At 68.2% G+C, this 17,789-nt stretch carries 15 protein-coding genes; 11 read left to right on the top strand and 4 right to left on the bottom strand.

What is annotated here, in order from left to right:
• Positions 1–87: 87 nt before the first annotated feature.
• Together WJ35_RS13430 and WJ35_RS13435 are read left to right on the top strand one after the other, a co-directional pair.
• Positions 88–1,683, top strand: a complete 1,596-nt coding sequence (locus WJ35_RS13430) for an MDR family MFS transporter (RefSeq protein WP_060236875.1) — start codon at positions 88–90, stop codon at positions 1,681–1,683.
• A gap of 35 nt (positions 1,684–1,718) precedes the next feature.
• Positions 1,719–2,165 (top strand): MarR family winged helix-turn-helix transcriptional regulator, encoded by a 447-nt coding sequence (locus WJ35_RS13435; protein WP_069239303.1) that lies wholly within the window; start codon positions 1,719–1,721, stop codon positions 2,163–2,165.
• Between the two features lie 106 nt (positions 2,166–2,271).
• On the opposite strand, the gene WJ35_RS13440 is transcribed toward WJ35_RS13435, so the two are convergent.
• Both WJ35_RS13440 and WJ35_RS13445 read right to left on the bottom strand, forming a co-directional pair.
• Entirely contained in the window at positions 2,272–2,853 is a 582-nt protein-coding gene (locus tag WJ35_RS13440) for a DJ-1/PfpI family protein (RefSeq protein ID WP_060236872.1), read from the bottom strand.
• 148 nt (positions 2,854–3,001) lie between these two features.
• On the bottom strand, positions 3,002–4,282 hold the full coding sequence (locus WJ35_RS13445) for an amino acid deaminase (RefSeq protein ID WP_060196076.1): 1,281 nt from the start codon (positions 4,280–4,282) through the stop codon (positions 3,002–3,004).
• 119 nt (positions 4,283–4,401) lie between these two features.
• On the opposite strand from WJ35_RS13445, the gene WJ35_RS13450 reads away from it, so the two are divergent.
• The 3 genes from WJ35_RS13450 to WJ35_RS13460 all read left to right on the top strand — a co-directional run bounded on the left by WJ35_RS13450 (position 4,402) and on the right by WJ35_RS13460 (position 7,297).
• Positions 4,402–5,331 (top strand): MurR/RpiR family transcriptional regulator, encoded by a 930-nt coding sequence (locus WJ35_RS13450; protein ID WP_060236869.1) that lies wholly within the window; start codon positions 4,402–4,404, stop codon positions 5,329–5,331.
• 2 nt (positions 5,332–5,333) lie between these two features.
• On the top strand, positions 5,334–6,815 hold the full coding sequence (locus WJ35_RS13455) for an N-acyl-D-amino-acid deacylase family protein (RefSeq protein ID WP_069239304.1): 1,482 nt from the start codon (positions 5,334–5,336) through the stop codon (positions 6,813–6,815).
• Between the two features lie 95 nt (positions 6,816–6,910).
• Positions 6,911–7,297: a RidA family protein gene (locus tag WJ35_RS13460; RefSeq protein ID WP_010090694.1), complete on the top strand. Its 387-nt coding sequence runs from the start codon at positions 6,911–6,913 to the stop codon at positions 7,295–7,297.
• Positions 7,298–7,391: 94 nt separating this feature from the next.
• Here WJ35_RS13460 and queF read toward each other — a convergent pair whose 3' ends face one another.
• Both queF and ilvA read right to left on the bottom strand, forming a co-directional pair.
• Positions 7,392–8,216: an NADPH-dependent 7-cyano-7-deazaguanine reductase QueF gene (gene queF / locus WJ35_RS13465; RefSeq protein ID WP_010090700.1), complete on the bottom strand. Its 825-nt coding sequence runs from the start codon at positions 8,214–8,216 to the stop codon at positions 7,392–7,394.
• 15 nt (positions 8,217–8,231) lie between these two features.
• On the bottom strand, positions 8,232–9,755 hold the full coding sequence (gene ilvA, locus WJ35_RS13470) for a threonine ammonia-lyase, biosynthetic (protein ID WP_060236864.1): 1,524 nt from the start codon (positions 9,753–9,755) through the stop codon (positions 8,232–8,234).
• 502 nt (positions 9,756–10,257) lie between these two features.
• Here ilvA and WJ35_RS13475 point away from each other — a divergent pair.
• The 6 genes from WJ35_RS13475 to WJ35_RS13500 all read left to right on the top strand — a co-directional run bounded on the left by WJ35_RS13475 (position 10,258) and on the right by WJ35_RS13500 (position 17,786).
• The gene (locus WJ35_RS13475; protein ID WP_069239305.1) at positions 10,258–14,274 is read left to right on the top strand and encodes a DUF3683 domain-containing protein; all 4,017 of its coding nucleotides are present in this window, start codon (positions 10,258–10,260) and stop codon (positions 14,272–14,274) included.
• Between the two features lie 34 nt (positions 14,275–14,308).
• A complete protein-coding gene (locus WJ35_RS13480; protein WP_060236857.1) occupies positions 14,309–14,752 on the top strand; it encodes an HIT family protein in 444 nt (147 codons plus the stop codon).
• Complete coding sequence (locus WJ35_RS13485; protein WP_010090705.1) at positions 14,749–15,162, top strand: gamma-butyrobetaine hydroxylase-like domain-containing protein; 414 nt, start codon at positions 14,749–14,751, stop codon at positions 15,160–15,162. Before WJ35_RS13480 ends, WJ35_RS13485 begins: the two co-directional genes overlap by 4 nt.
• A 54-nt stretch (positions 15,163–15,216) precedes the next feature.
• Entirely contained in the window at positions 15,217–15,948 is a 732-nt protein-coding gene (gene ubiE / locus WJ35_RS13490) for a bifunctional demethylmenaquinone methyltransferase/2-methoxy-6-polyprenyl-1,4-benzoquinol methylase UbiE (RefSeq protein WP_010090706.1), read from the top strand.
• Between the two features lie 41 nt (positions 15,949–15,989).
• Positions 15,990–17,015 (top strand): Tim44 domain-containing protein, encoded by a 1,026-nt coding sequence (locus WJ35_RS13495; RefSeq protein WP_069239440.1) that lies wholly within the window; start codon positions 15,990–15,992, stop codon positions 17,013–17,015.
• A 144-nt stretch (positions 17,016–17,159) separates the two neighbouring features.
• Positions 17,160–17,786: a ubiquinone biosynthesis accessory factor UbiJ gene (locus WJ35_RS13500; RefSeq protein ID WP_059612112.1), complete on the top strand. Its 627-nt coding sequence runs from the start codon at positions 17,160–17,162 to the stop codon at positions 17,784–17,786.
• Positions 17,787–17,789 lie beyond the last annotated feature (3 nt).

Here is a 17,789-nt window from a genome sequence, read left to right on the forward strand (position 1 = left end):
GGCCGGAATGCGGCCGCCAGCCAGGTTATCGCACCAATGATAGAATTTTCAGATTCTTTGACTTGTCAAAAGTTGCGAAGACAAAAAATGGCCGTCCACACCGCCGCCCATCATTCGAGCGGGCAAGTGCTGCCGTTTCGCGAATCGCTGCTCGCGATGATCGGCATCTCGTTCGTGACGATGCTCGTCGCGCTCGACCAGACCGTCGTCGGCACCGCGCTGCCGACCATCGTCGCCGAACTGAAGGGATTCGACCTGTATGCGTGGGTCGCGACGTCGTACCTGCTCAGCTCGGTGATCACCGTGCCGATCTTCGGGCGGCTCGGCGACTACTACGGGCGCAAGCCGTTCGTGATCGCGTCGATCGTCGTGTTCACGGGCGCGTCGGTGCTGTGCGGGATGGCCAACGACATGCTCTACCTGGTGCTCGCGCGCGGCCTGCAGGGGATCGGCGGCGGAATGCTGGTCGGCACCGCGTTCGCGTGCATTCCCGACCTGTTCCCCGATTCCGTCGTGCGGCTGCGCTGGCAGGTGATGATGAGTTCCGCGTTCGGCATCGCGAACGCGATCGGGCCGTCGCTCGGCGGCGTGCTGACCCAGTCGCTGGGCTGGCGCTCGGTGTTCTACGTGAACCTGCCGGTCGGCCTGCTGTCGCTGCTGTTCGTGTGGCGCTACCTGCCGCACCTGCGGCAGGTCGAGCACGACCGCAAGATGCGGCTCGACTGGCCGGGCGCGCTCTTGATCGCGCTGTCGCTCGGCGCGCTGCAGCTGTTCGTCGAGTGGCTGCCGAAGCACGGCGTCGCCGGCTGGCCGACGCTGCTGCTCGGCGTCGCGCTCGCCGCCGGCATTGGGCTGTGGCGCTGGGAGAAGCGCTGCGCGCAGCCGATTTTGCCGTTCGACATGTTCGGCAATCGCGCGCTGTCCGCGCTGTTCGTGCTCGCGATCCTCGCCGGCTTCTCGATGTTCTCGCTGCTGTTCTACGCGCCATTGCTGTTCCAGGGCGGGTTCGGCATGTCGCCGAAGGAAGCGGGGCTCGTCATCACGCCGCTCGTCGTATTCATCACGATCGGCAGCATCATGAACGGCCGCGTCGTCACCCGCATCCGCCACCCGAACGCGATGCTGCACGTCGGCTTCGCGCTGTTCGCGATCACGTGCGCCGGCGTCGTCGTGTCGACGCATGCGACGCCCCGCTGGCTGCTGATGGCGCTGATGGTCGCGGGCGGCGTCGGCCTCGGCTTCGTGCTGCCGAACCTGACGGTGTTCGCGCAGCAGACCGCCGGACGCGAGCATCTCGGCATCGCCACCGCGCTGCTGCAGTCGCTGCGGATGGTCGGCGGGATGGCCGGCACCGCGCTGACGGGCACGCTCGTCAGCCAGATGTATGCGGGCGGCGTGCGCGACGCGCTCGGCGCCGACCACGCGCTGCAATGGCACGCGCCCCTCGCCGATCCGCAGATCCTGATCGACCGTGCGGCGCAGGCCGGCCTCGTCGGCGAGTTGACGCGCGCCGGGCATAATGGCGCGCTGCTGCTGGAAGCCGCCCGCGAATCGCTCGTCGGCGCGATTCACGCGGGCGTCGCGGTGGCGGCGGCGGTGGCCGTGTATGCGGTGTGGCAGTGCCGCCGCGTGCCGCCCGTCACGCTGCGGCGCAAGATCGAACCGCATGTCGCGGCCGATTGAAACGATTCACCGAATGAACGAGTAGGCATCAGCGCATGGAAGAACAGGACCGCGTCGCGATCTTGCAGCAATTCGGACGGACGTATCGCGCGTTCTTGACTGCGTTCGAGGCGCACGTCGGCCAGCCGATGCCGCGCTGGCGCATCATGGTCGCGCTGCACTCGCTGGGTGGGGAAGCGTCGCAGAAGCGGCTCGTCGAGATCCTGCGGATCGACCCCGGCGCGCTCACGCGCCAGCTGAAGTCGCTCGACGCGCTCGGCTGGATCGAGCGCGAATCCGACGAGCGCGACAACCGCGTGACGAACGTGAAGCTGACCGCCGACGGGCGTGCGGCGTTCGAGGCGAGCCTGCCGCGCCGCCGCGCGTTCCTCGACAAGACGGTCGCGCGGCTGCCGGACGACGTGTTGACGGCGCTGTCAGGCGCGCTGGCGATGCTGGAGTCGCGGATCGCGGAGGTCGGCTCGACGCCGTCTCCGCACTGAAGGGCGGCGACCGGCGCGGCGCGGCGGGCCCGAGAGCCCACCGCCCAACGCCGGCCGGCGCTCGTCACATCACTTCATTTCCCTTCTACGGGCACGACGACTTCGCTCACAGCTCGATGCGCGTGCCGAGCAGTGCGAGGAATTGCGCGAGCCACGCCGGATGCGCGGGCCACGCGGGCGCGGTGACGAACGGCGCGTCGGTGACCGCCGCATCGACCGGAATGTCCGCATATTCGCCGCCCGCGAGCTTCACTTCGGGCGCGCAGGCCGGGTAGGCCGAGATGCGCTTGCCGCGGATCACGTCGGCGGCGGCGAGCAGTTGCGCCGCATGGCAGATCGCGGCGATCGGCTTGCCCGCCGCCGCGAACGCGCGCACGAGCGCGATCACCTTCGGATCGAGCCGCAGGTATTCCGGCGCGCGGCCGCCCGCGATCGCGAGCGCGTCGTAGCGCGCGGCGTCGACGTCGTCGAACGACGCGTTCAGCGTGAACTGGTGGCCGGGCTTTTCGGTGTAGGTCTGGTCGCCCTCGAAGTCGTGGATCGCGGTCTTGATCCTGTCGCCCGAGCGCTTGCCCGGGCAGACCGCGTCGACGTGGTGGCCGACGGCCTGCAGTGCCTGGAACGGCACCATCGTTTCGTAGTCTTCGGCGAAATCGCCGGTGAGGAACAGGATCTTCTTCGCGGCCATGGCTTTCTCCCGGGTTCCATGCAAAGTTGGGCGGGGCGCGAGCGCGCCCCGGGGACGAAAGCGCAGTGTACTCCGGCGGCCTGAAACCGGTATGACGCGAGGCCGCCCCGTCGCGCGGCGGGGCGGCCGGATCACGTCGGATGGTCGGTCAGAAGAACGTCTCGACCACTTCCGTCACGCGGAACTGCGGATCGAGCACGAGCAGCTGGCGCCACTTGTCGAACGTCAGGCACGGGTGCGAGATGTCGAACGCGATCATGTCGCCGACCTTCACGTCCGCGCCGGGCGGGATCTGCAGGTACGCGTGCTGGTCCATCAGGCCGGTGATCGCCCAGCCTTCGGCTGCTGCAACGTCGCGCGGTGCGCTGTCGCGGCCCGGGCGGAAATGCCGGGCCGGCTCGGGCAGGCCCGCGTCGAACGCCGAGTCGCGCTTGCCGAGCGCGACGATTGCGCGATCCGGCTCCGGCACCGACTGCACGTACGCCCACAGCTGCAGCGCCGGCAGCAGCCCTTCGCCCATCTTGCGCGCGGTCGGGTTGCGCGCGAACACGTCGGTCTGCGCCTTCTTGTAGATGCCGACGTCGTGCGTCAGGTAGCAGCCCGGGCGCAGCACGACTTCCGCGAAGCCCGCGCCGGACGCCTTCGCGAACTCTTCCGCGACCACGTCGTACCACGCCGAACCCGCGCCGGACAGGATCGCCGGCGTGCGCGCGAAGCGGCCGGCGGCGGCGAGCTCGCGCGTCAGCGCGACCGCGCCCTGCAGGAACGCGCGGATCTCGCCTTCCTCCTTCAGCACGCCTTCGTAGAGTTCGATCCCGGCCAGCTTCAGCGTGTCCGGATAGCGGGCGAGCGCCGCGAGCACCGCGTCGCGCTGCGCGGCGTCGCGCACGCCGGTGCGCCCGCCCGGCACGCCGAGCTCGAGCAGCACGTTGAGCGACTTTTTCGCGTTGCCGAAGAACTGGCCGAGCTGGTCGACGCCGTCGGCGGAATCGACGAGGCAGAAGAACTCGAAATCGGGATCCGACAGCAGCCCCGCGATGATCGTCATGTTCTGGCGGCCGACCAGCTGGTTCGCGAGCAGCACGCGCCGCACGCCGCCGTGATACGCGGCCTGCGTCTGGTGCGCGGTCGCGAGCGTGATGCCCCACGCGCCGGCGTCGAGCTGGCGGCGGAACAGCTGCGGCGCCATCGTCGTCTTGCCGTGCGGCGCGAACTTGACGCCGTATTCCTCGACGAACGCCTGCATCCACTTCAGGTTGTGCTCGATGCGGTCCTCGTACAGCACCGCGGCCGGCAGGCTGACGTCCTCCGCGAGCAGGTTCCACTCGAGGCGGCCCGCGTCGCCGAGCGGCACGCTCGCGCTCGGCACATTGCCGAGGCCCTTGCCGAACGGATCGATCGTCGCATCCTGATAGTTTGTAACTTTCATGTCATCCCGCTCCATCATTGATATGCATTGCACTGAAGTTGACATGCCGATGGTACAGAAAGTAGCATCGGCGCGGTAATGTTATTTAGTAACATGGTGCGCCGCACCCAGTCCCGCAGATGAATCCGTCCGTCACTTCGTCTTCCGTCCCGCCGGCTGCCGGCGCTGCCGCCCAGCCGGCCGTCGACATCGTCGCCCGGATCGCCGAATGCGCGCCCGAGCTGCGCGACGCCGAGCGCAAGGTGGCCGCGTTCATCCTCGCCGATCTCGCGCGCGCCGCGCATGCGAGCATCGGCACGCTCGCGCGCGACGCCGACGTGAGCGTCGCGACGGTCACGCGCTTCGCGAAGGCGGTCGGCTGCCGCGACGTGCGCGAGCTGAAGCTGCTCGTCGCGCAGGCGGCGGCGGTCGGCCAGCGCTTTCTCGCGCCGTCCGACGGCGCGGGCGAGGATGACGCGAATCCCGCGTCGGTCGTCTACGACGAGATCCACGTCGCGCTCGCGCACAACCACCAGCTGCTGCGCCAGACGTCGTTCGACGCGGCCGCCGACCTGCTCGCCGGCGCGAAGATGGTCTACGTGTACGGGCAGGGCGGCGGCTCGACCGCGCTCGCCGACGAGCTGCGCTTCCGCCTCGTGCGCTTCGGCCGGCCGGTCGCGAGCTACCAGGACAGCGTGCTGCAGCGGATGGTCGCGGCGACGGCGTCGCGCGATTCCGTCGTGGTCGCGCTGTCGGTGAGCGGGCGCGTGCCGGAGCTGCTGGAAAGCTGCGCGCTCGCGAAGCGCTACGGCGCGCCGCTGATCGCGGTGACCGCGCCGGCGTCGCCGCTCGCGCAGCTTGCCGACCACCTGATTCCGGTCGTCGCGTTCGAAACCGATTTCATCTACAAGCCGTCGACGTCGCGCTACGCGATGATGATGGCCATCGACGTGCTCGTCACCGAGGTCGCGCTGCGGCTCGGCGACGCGTGCCGCGAATCGCTGCGCCGCGTCAAGCATGCGCTCGATGCGCACCGCGGCGGCGGAGACCGCCAACCGCTAGGAGACTGACCATGCATTCGCATCCCGAAGCCGCCGATACGCTGATCGTCGGCGCGCAGCTGTACGACGGCACCGGCGCGCCGCCCGTCGAGCGCGACGTCGCGATCCGCAACGGCGCGATCGTCGCGATCGGCAACCTGTCGAACTGGCTGGCCGAGGAGGTCGTCGAAGCGAACGGCCGCGCGCTGGCGCCGGGCTTCGTCGACGTGCACACGCACGACGACACGCACGTGATCCGCTCGCCGCAGATGCTGCCGAAGATCACCCAGGGCGTGACGACCGTGATCGTCGGCAACTGCGGGATCAGCGCGTCGCCGGTGACGCTCGCGGGCGATCCGCCCGACCCGATGAACCTGCTCGGCGAGCGCGGCGCGTTCCGGTACCCGAGCTTCGCCGACTACGTCGAGGCGGTGAACGACGCGCGGCCGGCCGTCAACGTCGCCGCGCTCGTCGGCCACACCGCGCTGCGCAACAACCAGATGGACCGCCTCGACCGCGCGGCCACCGATGCGGAAATCGCCGGCATGCGCGCGCAGCTCGAGGAGGCGCTCGCGCACGGCGCGCTCGGGCTGTCGTCGGGGCTCGCGTACGGCTCCGCGTTCGCGGCGCCGCCCGAGGAAGTGATGGCGCTCGCCGAGCCGCTCGCGAACGCGGGCGCGCTGTACACGACGCACATGCGCACCGAGTTCGACGCGATCCTCGATGCGATGGACGAGGCGTATCGCGTCGGCCGCCACGCGCGGGTGCCGGTCGTGATCTCGCACCTGAAATGCGCGGGCCCGTCGAACTGGGGGCGCAGCACCGAGGTGCTCGCGTCGCTCGAAGGCGCGCGCCGCTACCAGCCGGTCGGCTGCGACTGCTATCCGTACAGCCGCAGCTCGTCGACGCTCGACCTGAAGCAGGTGACGGGCGACATCGACATCACGATCACGTGGTCGGAGCCGCATCCGGAAGTGGCGGGCAAGCTGCTGAAGGCGATCGCGGCCGACTGGGGCGTGACCGAGCAGGAGGCCGCGCAGCGGATCCGGCCGGCGGGCGCCGTGTACCACAACATGTCCGAGGACGACGTGCGCCGGATCCTGTCGCATCCGGCGACGATGGTCGGCTCGGACGGCCTGCCGAACGATCCGCTGCCGCATCCGCGGCTGTGGGGCGCGTTCCCGCGCGTGCTCGGGCATTACGCGCGCGACACCGGCCTGCTGCCGCTCGAGGAGGCGATCCGCAAGATGACGTCGCTGTCCGCGCGCCGCTTCGGGCTCGCGGGGCGCGGCGAGGTGCGCGTGGGCTTCCACGCGGATCTCGTGCTGTTCGATCCAGCGCGCGTGATCGACGCGGCGACCTTCGACAAGCCGCAGCAGCCGGCGCACGGGATCGACGCGGTGTGGGTCAACGGCGTGCTGACCTACCGCGATGGCCAGCCGACCGGCGAGCGCGCAGGCGGCTTCGTCGCGCGTGGCGAGCGTTCTGCGGCCGCCGCCGATGCGGCCTTCTGAGCGCGGCAGGCAGGTCGAGATTCGGCGTGTGCCGCGAGCGGCGCGCGCCTTCGCAATGAAATGGAACTGAACCGGAACTGAAACGGAGTGAAACGATGAAGCGATATGGCGTAGGCGAAGCGAAGGGGACGGGCGGGCAGGTGATGCCGTTTGCGCGTGCGGTCGAGGCCGACGGCTGGCTGTACGTGTCGGGCCAGACGCCGATGGTGAACGGCGAGGTGGTCGAAGGCGGGATCGTCACGCAGTCGAAGCAGGCGATCGAGAACGTGATCGCGATCCTGAAGGAAGCCGGCTACGGCCTCGAGCACGTCGTGCGCTGCGGCGTGTGGCTCGACGACGCGCGCGATTTCGCGTCGTTCAACAAGGTGTTCATCTCGTACTTCGGCGAGCATCCGCCGGCGCGCGCGTGCGTGCAGTCGAGCATGGTGATCGACTGCAAGGTCGAGGTCGATTGCATCGCGTACAAGGCGCCGGTGAAGTAACGCGGCCGCGCTGCTGGTCGCAAGGCAAACAGCCCCGCCGGTGCAAACCGGCGGGGCTGTTGCGTTCAGGGCCGCGAGCAGCGGCCGGTGCGCGTCACTGCCGCGCCGTCCGCGCGTTATCCGGCATCGGCTGGTTGTAGTTCGTGCGGAACGGGTTGATGTCGAGCCCGCCGCGGCGCGTATAGCGCGCATACACCGCGAGCTTCACCGGTTTGCACGCATGCAGGATGTCGAGGAAGATCCGCTCGACGCACTGCTCGTGAAAGCCGGTGTGATTGCGGAACGAGATGATGTAGCGCAGCAGGCCCGCATGGTCGATCTGCGGCCCGACGTAGTGGATCTGCACGCTGCCCCAGTCCGGCTGGCCGGTGACCGGGCAGTTCGATCTCAGCAGGTCCGACACGAGCGTTTCCTCGACCGGCGCCTCGTCGTGCGCGGCGGCGAGCAGCGACGGATCGGGCTCATAGATGTCGGTGTCCAGATCGAGCCGGTCGAGCGACAGCCCGTCGAGCTCGTCCATCTCGAGCTTGCCGAAGTCGTGCGGCGACACGAGCTGCACGGAAACGCTCGCGCCGCACGCGGCCGACACGTCGCGCTTCAGCGCGTCGCGCACCGCGTCGATCGAATCGAACTTCGTCTGCGCGAACGAGCCGAGATACAGCTTGAACGACTTCGATTCGACGATGTTCGGCGATTCGGCCGGCACGTAGAACGTCGCGACCGCGACCTGCGGCTTGCCGCGCGCGTTGAGCCATGACAGCTCGTACGCGTTCCAGATGTCGGTGCCGAAGAACGGCAGCGCCGACGTGATGCCGATCTGCGCGCGCGCGCCGGCGCGCGGGATCGGGAACAGCAGCGACGCGTCGTACTGGTTCGCGTAGACGGTTGCCTTGCCGAGCGGGGAGTGTTCGGGATTCATGATGGATGGGCTCGCTCAGGACAGGAACAGGCGATAGGCCGGATTGCCGCTTTCCTCGACGTACGGATAGCCGAGCGTCGCGAGGAAGCGTTCGAACTCCGCATGGTCGGCGGGCGGCACCTGCAGGCCGACGAGGATCGAGCTGTAGTCCGCGCCCTGGTTGCGGTAGTGGAACAGGCTGATGTTCCAGTCGGGCGCCATCGACGACAGGAACTTCATCAGCGCGCCCGGGCGCTCCGGGAATTCGAAGCGGAACAGCCGCTCGTCGAGCGCGAGCGGCGAGCGGCCGCCGACCATGTAGCGGATGTGCTCCTTCGACAGCTCGTCGTGCGTCAGGTCGACGGTCTGGAAGCCGTGCGACTCGAAGTTCGCGGCGATTTCCGCTGATTCGCCGCGGCGCTTGATCTGCACGCCGACGAAGATGTGCGCGGCCTGCGCGTCGGCGATCCGGTAGTTGAACTCGGTGACGTTGCGGTCGCCGACGAGCGAGCAGAAGCGCTTGAAGCTGCCGCGCTCCTCGGGGATCGTCACCGCGAACACCGCTTCGCGCGCCTCGCCGACTTCGGCGCGCTCGGCGACGAAGCGCATCCGGTCGAAGTTCATGTTCGCGCCCGACGTGATCGCGACGAGCGTCTGGTTTTCGATGCCTTCGCGTTCCGCGTAGAGCTTCGCGCCCGCGACCGCCAGCGCGCCGGAGGGTTCGAGCACGCTGCGGGTGTCCTGGAACACATCCTTGATCGCCGCGCACAGCGCGTCGGTGTTGACCGTCAGGACGCCGTCGAGGTGTTCGCTGCAGAGCCGGAAGGTTTCCTCGCCGACGAGCTTCACCGCGGTGCCGTCCGCGAACAGGCCGACCTCGGAAAGCTCGATGCGGCGGCCGGCGTCGATCGACTGCGCCATCGCGCACGAATCCTCGGTCTGCACGCCGATCACCTTGATCTCCGGGCGCACGGCCTTCACGTACGCGACGATGCCCGCGGCGAGCCCGCCGCCGCCGATCGGCACGAAGATCGCGTGGATCGGGCCCTGGTGCTGGCGCAGGATTTCCATCGCGACGGTGCCCTGGCCCGCGATCACGTACGGATCGTCGAACGGGTGGACGAACGTGAGGCCGCGCTCTTCCTGCACCGTCAGCGCATGCTTGTACGCGTCGCTGTACGACTCGCCCGCCTGGATCACCTCGACCGACGGGCCGCCGTGCGCGCGCACCGCGTCGACCTTCACCTGCGGCGTCGTGACCGGCACGACGATCACGGCCTTGATGCCCATCCGGGCCGCCGAGAACGCGACGCCCTGCGCGTGGTTGCCCGCCGACGCGGTAATCACGCCGCGCGCGAGCGCATCGGCCGGAATGTGCGCCATCTTGTTGTACGCGCCCCGCAGCTTGAACGAGAACACCGGCTGGTTGTCCTCGCGCTTCAGGTAGACGGGGTTGCGCAGCCGGGCCGACAGGTTGCGGGCCGGTTCGAGCTCTGTCTCGATCGCGACGTCGTAGACGCGCGCGGTGAGGATTTTCTTCAGATAATCGTGGGATGCCATGGGCGCTCGCGTGCAGTGCGGATGCAGACGTAAAAGCCCAATGATAGCGCCTGGGGTCTGTTTTCATACGGAATAGCATGTGCGTCGCGACCGTTTCCGGCGGCGCAGCGACGCCCCGGCGGGCTTAACCGGCCGGTTACCGACCGGACGGACGGCGAATGGCGGTCCGAAACCGCTTCGGGCCACGGCCGGCGGGCCTTCCGCCGATATCCCCACGGCCGGTCCGAGGTCTCACGCGAGGCCCGATCATGGGTTAGAATTCCGTTTTGAATCAAGGATCGGAAGATGCAGAGGCACCCTCGGATCGCCCCTTTGAAGCCGTCGCCGCGCGCAGCCAGCCCCGCGGCGGAACGGCATGCGCGCCGCGCGCGATCGTGCTGATGGCTCCGAGTGCCGCCAGGCCGTGTCGCGCCTGGTACTAGAACAGATTTCCCCAAGATTGCGCCCACGCGCTTGCCGACGCCCGTTTGCCCGGCGTTTCGGCCCTCCGAGTCGTCCGAACATGAACGCACCACAAGTTTTCGATCCGCATGGCGCGGCCGCCGCCGTCGCCGCCGACCCCGCACCTCGTCTGCGCGAGATCCCGTACAACTACACCTCGTTCTCCGATCGCGAGATCGTGATCCGCCTGCTGGGCGAGGAAGCCTGGGCCGTGCTCGACGAGCTGCGCGCCGAGCGCCGCACCGGCCGCTCGGCGCGGATGCTGTACGAAGTGCTCGGCGACATCTGGGTCGTGCGCCGCAACCCGTACCTGCAGGACGACCTGCTCGACAACCCGAAGCGTCGCGCGCTGCTGATCGAGGCGCTGAACCACCGCCTCGGCGAGATCGAGAAGCGCCGTCACGCCGACCTGACCGCACACCAGGACGACGCGGGCCGCGAGCGCGCGGTGCGCGTCGGGATGCTCGAGGCCGCCGCGCAGCGCGCGGTCGACGAGTTCGCGGAGGAATTCGACAAGATGGCCGAGCTGCGCCGCCGCGCGACCAAGGCGCTCGGCCGCTGCACGCAGAAGGACAACATCCGCTTCGACGGGCTGTCGCGCGTGTCGCACGTGACCGACGCGACCGACTGGCGCGTCGAGTACCCGTTCGTCGTGCTGACCCCGGACACCGAAGCGGAAATCGCGGGCCTGATCAAGGCCTGCTTCGAGCTCGGCCTGACGGTGATCCCGCGCGGCGGCGGCACCGGCTACACGGGCGGCGCGGTGCCGCTCACGCCGTTCTCGGCGGTGATCAACACCGAAAAGCTGGAGCAGCTCGGCGCGGTCGAGCTGACCGAGCTGCCGGGCGTCGCGCACAAGGTGCCGACGATCTTCTCCGGCGCGGGCGTCGTCACGCGCCGCGTGACGGAAGCGGCGGAGGCGGCCGGCTACGTGTTCGCGGTCGATCCGACCTCGCTCGACGCGTCCTGCATCGGCGGCAACGTCGCGATGAACGCGGGCGGCAAGAAGGCCGTGCTGTGGGGCACCGCGCTCGACAACCTGGCCTGGTGGCGGATGGTCGACCCGGACGGCAACTGGCTCGAAGTCACGCGCCACGAGCACAACCAGGGCAAGATCCACGACATCCCGGTCGCGCGCTTCGAGCTGAAGTGGTTCGACGGCGCGTATGCGCCGGGCGAGAAGCTGCTCAAGAGCGAGATGCTCGAGATCGAGGGCCGCCGGTTCCGCAAGGAGGGCCTCGGCAAGGACGTCACCGACAAGTTCCTCGCCGGCCTGCCGGGCGTGCAGAAGGAAGGCTGCGACGGCCTGATCACGTCCGCGCGCTGGGTGCTGCACAAGATGCCCGCGCACACGCGCACCGTCTGCCTCGAATTCTTCGGCCAGGCGCGCGAGGCGATCCCGAGCATCGTCGAGATCAAGGACTACCTGTTCGAGACGTCGAAGCAGGGCGGCGCGATCCTCGCCGGCCTCGAGCATCTCGACGAGCGCTACCTGCGCGCGGTCGGCTATGCGACGAAGAGCAAGCGCAACGCGTTCCCGAAGATGGTGCTGATCGGCGACATCGTCGGCGACGACGCCGATGCGGTCGCGCACGCGACGTCCGAGGTCGTGCGGATGGCCAACGGCAAGAGCGGCGAAGGCTTCGTCGCGGTCAGCGCCGAGGCGCGCAAGCGCTTCTGGCTCGACCGCAGCCGCACCGCCGCGATCGCGAAGCACACCAACGCGTTCAAGATCAACGAGGACGTCGTCATCCCGCTGAACCGGATGGGCGAGTACACCGACGGCATCGAGCGCATCAACATCGAGCTGTCGCTGAAGAACAAGCTGCAGCTCGTCGACGCGCTGGAGGCGTTCTTCACGAGCGGCAACCTGCCGCTCGGCAAGACCGACGACGCGAACGAGATCCCGAGCGCCGAGCTGCTGGAAGACCGCGTGCAGCAGGCGCTGGAGCTGCTCAAGCGCGTGCGTGCGCGCTGGGAGTTCGTGCGCGACCGGCTCGACCAGCCGCTGCGCGAGGCGCAGCACTACCTCGTGCAGCTCGGCTACGAGGCGCTCGCGGAGAAGTTCGCGGACCGCGTCGACCAGCAGCCGGGCGTGAACGTGTTCCACATCACGCAGGACCGCACGGTGCGGATCTCGTGGAAGCAGGAGATCCGCGCGGAGCTGCGCGCGATCTTCAACGGCGGCGCGTTCAAGCCGATCCTCGACGAGGCCCAGGCGATCCACAAGCAGGTGCTGCGCGGCCGCGTGTTCGTCGCGCTGCACATGCACGCGGGCGACGGCAACGTCCACACGAACATCCCGGTCAACTCCGACAACTACGAGATGCTGCAGGACGCCCACGCGGCGGTCGCGCGCATCATGACGCTCGCGCGCTCGCTCGACGGCGTGATTTCCGGCGAGCACGGGATCGGCATCACGAAGCTCGAGTTCCTGACCGACGACGAGATCGCCGAATTCCGCGCGTACAAGCAGCGCGTCGATCCGAACGGCCGCTTCAACAAGGGCAAGCTGCTCGACGGCGCCGATCTTCGCAACGCGTACACGCCGAGCTTCGGGCTGATGGGCTACGAGTCGCTGATCATGCAGCAGTCCGACATCGGCGCGATCGCCGATTCGGTGAAGGACTGCCTGCGCTGCGGCAAGTGCAAGCCGGTGTGCGCGACCCACGTGCCGCGCGCGAACCTGCTGTACAGCCCGCGCAACAAGATCCTCGCGACGTCGCTGCTGGTCGAGGCGTTCCTGTACGAGGAGCAGACCCGCCGCGGCGTGTCGATCAAGCACTGGGACGAGTTCAACGACGTGGCCGACCACTGCACGGTCTGCCACAAGTGCGCGACGCCGTGCCCGGTGAAGATCGACTTCGGCGACGTGACGATGAACATGCGCAACCTGCTGCGCAAGATGGGCAAGAAGAAGTTCAACCCGGGCAGCGCGGCGGGCATGTTCTTCCTGAATGCGACCAATCCGCAGACGATCAACGCCGCGCGCAGCGTGATGATGGGCGTCGGCTACAAGGTGCAGCGCTTCGCGAACGACATGCTGAAGAACGTCGTGAAGAAGCAGACGCAGCACCCGCCGGCGACCGTCGGCAAGCCGCCCGTCGTCGAGCAGGTGATCCACTTCGTCAACAAGAAGATGCCGGGCAACCTGCCGAAGAAGACGGCGCGCGCGCTGCTCGACATCGAGGACAACAAGATCGTGCCGATCATCCGCAACCCGAAGTCGACGACCGTCGATTCGGAAGCGGTGTTCTACTTCCCGGGCTGCGGCTCCGAGCGCCTGTTCTCGCAGGTCGGGCTGGCCACGCAGGCGATGCTGTGGGAAGCGGGCGTGCAGACCGTGCTGCCGCCGGGCTACCTGTGCTGCGGCTATCCGCAGCGCGGCGCGGGGCAGTACGACAAGGCCGAGAAGATCGTCACCGACAACCGCGTGCTGTTCCACCGGGTCGCGAACACGCTGAACTACCTCGACATCAAGACGGTAGTCGTGTCGTGCGGCACCTGCTACGACCAGCTCGCGGGGTATGAATTCGACAAGATCTTCCCGGGCTGCCGGATCATCGACATCCACGAGTTCCTGCTCGAGAAGGGGATGAAGCTCGACGGCGTGAAGGGCACGCGCTACATGTATCACGACCCGTGCCACACGCCGATCAAGACGATGGACCCGGTCAAGCTCGTCAACGAGCTGATGGGCTCGGACAAGGACGGCTACAGGATCGAGAAGAACGAGCGCTGCTGCGGCGAGTCGGGCACGCTCGCGGTCACGCGCCCGGACGTGTCGACGCAGGTCCGCTTCCGCAAGGAAGAGGAGATCCGCAAGGGGGCGGCGAAGCTGCGCAGCATCCCGGTCGTGGCCGGCGACGCGCCGGCGCCCGTGAACGGCGGCGCGGACGTGAAGATCCTGACGAGCTGCCCGTCGTGCCTGCAGGGCCTGTCGCGCTACAACGAGGACGCGAACCTCGAGGCCGACTACATCGTCGTCGAGATCGCGCGCCAGGTGCTCGGCGAGAACTGGATGGCCGACTACGTCGCACGCGCAAACCATGGCGGGATCGAGCGCGTGCTGGTCTAATGCGGGCATGACGACAGCACGACCGGGGGCGACGATGAAATGCGTGTTTTGCCGTGAAGACGGCGGCGAGGTGCTCTGGCAGGACGACACGCTGCGTGTCGTCCTCGCGACGGGCGAGCACGACTACCCGGGCTTCTGCCGGGTGATCTGGGGGGCGCACGTCGCCGAGTTCTCCGATCTCGGCGACGCCGACCGCGCCCGCGTGATGAACGTCGTCTGCGCGGTCGAGCGCGCGGTGCGGCGCGTGATGCAGCCGAACAAGGTGAACCTCGCGAGCCTCGGCAACATGGTGCCGCACGTGCACTGGCACGTGATCCCGCGCTTCTCGAACGACGCGCATTTCCCGCAGCCCGTCTGGGCGCCGCGGCAGCGCAGCGTGTCGGAGGCGCTGCTGCGCTCGCGCGCCGCGCAGGCCACGCTGTTGCACAACGCGGTGCGTGAAGAGATTCAACGAATGACCGATTCGAGGCAGCCATGAGCGGTTTGACTTCCACGACCCCGATTCCGTCGGGCGTCGTCGTGCACGCGGTGTCGCGCGTGCTCGAATTGCAGTATCCGAGCGGCGAGAACTACCGGATCCCGTTCGAGCTGATGCGCGTCTATTCGCCGTCGGCGGAGGTGCGCGGCCACGGGCCCGGCCAGGAAACCCTGCAGACCGGCAAGCGCGAAGTGACGATCACCGCGCTCGAGGGCGTCGGCAACTACGCGCTGCAGCCGACCTTCTCCGACGGTCATTCGACCGGCATCTATTCGTGGGACTTGCTGTACCAGCTGGCGACGCAGCAGGATGCGCTCTGGCGCGACTATTTCGACAAACTGAAGGCGGCGGGCGTCGATCGCGACGCCCCGATGCCGGCGGCGGGCACGCCGCACGGCCACTGCCACTGAGCGACGGCGCCGGGGCACTCGGCGCCGTCTTGCCATTTACTGAGGATCAACGCGATGAGCAAAACCCACTTCGGCTTCGAAAGCGTCGAGGAAAACGATAAAGCGAAGAAAGTGGCGGGCGTGTTCCATTCGGTCGCGAGCAACTACGATCTGATGAACGACCTGATGTCGGCGGGCATGCACCGCGCGTGGAAGGCCTTCACGATCGCGCAGGCGAACGTCCGCCCGGGCTACAAGGTGCTCGACATCGCGGCCGGCACGGGCGACCTGACCAAGGCGTTCGCGAAGGCCGCCGGGCCGACCGGCGAGGTCTGGCACACGGACATCAACGAATCGATGCTGCGGGTCGGCCGCGACCGGCTGCTCGACAAGGGTATCGTGACGCCGTCGCTGTTGTGCGATGCCGAGAAGATTCCCTTTCCGGACAACTACTTCGACGTGGTCACGGTCGCGTTCGGGCTGCGCAACATGACGCACAAGGACGCCGCACTCGCCGAGATGCGCCGCGTCGCGAAGCCGGGCGGCCGTGTGATGGTGCTCGAATTCTCGAAAGTGTGGGAGCCGCTGAAAAAGGCGTACGATCTGTATTCTTTCAAAGTATTACCGTGGCTTGGCGACAAGTTCGCGAAAGATGCCGACAGTTACCGGTATCTTGCCGAATCTATCCGGATGCATCCCGATCAGGACACGCTGAAGACGATGATGGAGCAAGCGGGCCTCGATGCCGTCAAATATTACAATTTGTCAGGTGGCGTGGTAGCTTTACACCTTGGAACCAAGTATTAACGGGTTCTTTCCATACGTTTGCCTTACATCTGGAGATGCTGATGTCCCAATCGCGTTCGTTGTTCAACCGTAGCAAGCCGTCGAAGCCGTGGGCTCGACGGGTCGGCACGCTGCTGATGGTCGGCCTGCTCACGGCCGGCACGTTCGCATCGCTCGACGCCGAAGCCAGGCGCATGGGCGGCGGGCGCAGCATCGGCCGCCAGAACTCCACCGTCACGCAGCGCCAGGCGACGCCGCCTGCGCAGCAGCCGATGCAGCAGGCCGCGCCTTCGCAGGCGCAGCGCGCGAACCCGGCCGCGCCTACGCCGGCCGCGCAGCCGAACCGCTCGCGCTGGCTTGGGCCGATCGCCGGCCTCGCGGCCGGTCTCGGCATCGCGGCGCTGCTGTCTCACTTCGGCCTCGGCGGCGCATTCGCCAGCATGATGTCGAACCTGATCGTGATCGCGCTGCTCGCGGCGATCGGCATCTGGCTGATCCGCAAGTTCATGAATCGCCGCCGTTCGAACGAGCCGGCGTACTCGGTCGGCGGCTCGGCGTCGTCGGCGGGCGGTTATGCCCAGGGTTCGTCGTTCCAGCAGGGCAGCGGCGGCAACTACGCGGGCAGCGGCAGCAGCTACGCGAACGAAGCGCAGAGCGTGTTCGGCGGCGGCACAGCTGCGGCGGCGGCAGGCGCTGCAGCGGCGCCGCTGCAGGTCCCGGCCGGCTTCGACACCGAAGCGTTCCTGCGCAGCGCGAAGGTCTACTTCGTGCGCCTGCAGGCCGCGTGGGACCAGGGCAACCTGGCCGACATCCGCGAGTTCACGACGCCCGAGATGTTCGCCGAGATCAAGATCGACCTCGATTCGCGCGGCAACGAAGCGAACCAGACCGACGTCGTGCAGCTCGACGCCGAACTGGTCGCGATCGAGGATCGCGGCATCGAGCAGTCGGCGAGCGTGCGCTTCCACGGCCTGATCCGCGAGGCGGCGAACGCGCCGGCCGCGCCGTTCGACGAGGTGTGGAACCTGGCGAAGTCGGGTGGCCAGGGCTGGTTGCTCGCGGGCATCCAGCAGCTCAACACGCACTGAACGCAGCCGGCGGCCGGCGAGGTCGTTGCTGTGCGGCCGCTTGCCGCCGGCGCGTGCGGTCGAGCGCAGTCTGCCGACGATCCGACGTTACAATAGAAACCCGCGTGGACGTCCGGTCCGCGCGGGTTTTTCTTTCCCAGCCCGATGACCTTTGCCGCCAAGCCTTTTGCTGCTGCTGTCAATCACCTGCTCGCGCGCGAATCCTGGGCGCGTGACCGCCTGATTCCCTACGCGGGCAAGACCGCCCGCTTCGACGTGCCGCCCGTCACGCTCACGCTGCTGGTGCAGCCCGACGGCTATCTGTCCGCGGTCGATGCGCAGGACGCGCAGCACGTCGACGTGTCGATCGCGCTGGCCGGCGACACCGTGGCCGCGTTCCTGCAGGGCGGGCAGGCGGCCGTGATGAAGCACGTGAAGATCGAGGGCGACGCGGAGTTCGCGACGCAGATCGCGAAGCTGGCCGAGCACCTGCGCTGGGAACCGGAAGAAGATCTCGCGAAGCTGGTCGGCGACGCGGCGGCGCACCGGATCGCGACGGTCGTGCGCGACGCCGGCGCGCGCGCGCGCCGCACCGGCCGCAATGTGCTCGATTCTGTCGTCGAATATTGGCTCGACGAGAAACCGCAAGTCGTCCGGCGTGCGTCGCTCGCGGACCTCGACGCCGAACTGGCGCGCGCGCGGGACGCGCTCGCCCGGGTCGAAAAGCGGGTCGAGCGACTCGAACAAAAAATCGGCGCGCGCACGGGCGGCAGCCCGCGCGGCGCGCACTGAGGG

This window comes from Burkholderia ubonensis (assembly GCF_001718695.1).
GTDB lineage: Bacteria > Pseudomonadota > Gammaproteobacteria > Burkholderiales > Burkholderiaceae > Burkholderia > Burkholderia ubonensis_B.

Coding starts and splice junctions, on each gene's coding strand:
- ilvA (WP_060236864.1), bottom strand. CDS start 9,755: ATGGCATCCCACGATTATCTGAAGAAAATCCTCACCGCGCGCGTCTAC.
- WJ35_RS13500 (WP_059612112.1), top strand. CDS start 17,160: ATGACCTTTGCCGCCAAGCCTTTTGCTGCTGCTGTCAATCACCTGCTC.
- WJ35_RS13435 (WP_069239303.1), top strand. CDS start 1,719: ATGGAAGAACAGGACCGCGTCGCGATCTTGCAGCAATTCGGACGGACG.
- WJ35_RS13495 (WP_069239440.1), top strand. CDS start 15,990: ATGTCCCAATCGCGTTCGTTGTTCAACCGTAGCAAGCCGTCGAAGCCG.
- WJ35_RS13430 (WP_060236875.1), top strand. CDS start 88: ATGGCCGTCCACACCGCCGCCCATCATTCGAGCGGGCAAGTGCTGCCG.
- WJ35_RS13485 (WP_010090705.1), top strand. CDS start 14,749: ATGAGCGGTTTGACTTCCACGACCCCGATTCCGTCGGGCGTCGTCGTG.
- WJ35_RS13475 (WP_069239305.1), top strand. CDS start 10,258: ATGAACGCACCACAAGTTTTCGATCCGCATGGCGCGGCCGCCGCCGTC.
- WJ35_RS13480 (WP_060236857.1), top strand. CDS start 14,309: ATGAAATGCGTGTTTTGCCGTGAAGACGGCGGCGAGGTGCTCTGGCAG.
- queF (WP_010090700.1), bottom strand. CDS start 8,216: ATGAATCCCGAACACTCCCCGCTCGGCAAGGCAACCGTCTACGCGAAC.
- WJ35_RS13445 (WP_060196076.1), bottom strand. CDS start 4,282: ATGAAAGTTACAAACTATCAGGATGCGACGATCGATCCGTTCGGCAAG.
- WJ35_RS13450 (WP_060236869.1), top strand. CDS start 4,402: ATGAATCCGTCCGTCACTTCGTCTTCCGTCCCGCCGGCTGCCGGCGCT.
- WJ35_RS13460 (WP_010090694.1), top strand. CDS start 6,911: ATGAAGCGATATGGCGTAGGCGAAGCGAAGGGGACGGGCGGGCAGGTG.
- WJ35_RS13440 (WP_060236872.1), bottom strand. CDS start 2,853: ATGGCCGCGAAGAAGATCCTGTTCCTCACCGGCGATTTCGCCGAAGAC.
- WJ35_RS13455 (WP_069239304.1), top strand. CDS start 5,334: ATGCATTCGCATCCCGAAGCCGCCGATACGCTGATCGTCGGCGCGCAG.
- ubiE (WP_010090706.1), top strand. CDS start 15,217: ATGAGCAAAACCCACTTCGGCTTCGAAAGCGTCGAGGAAAACGATAAA.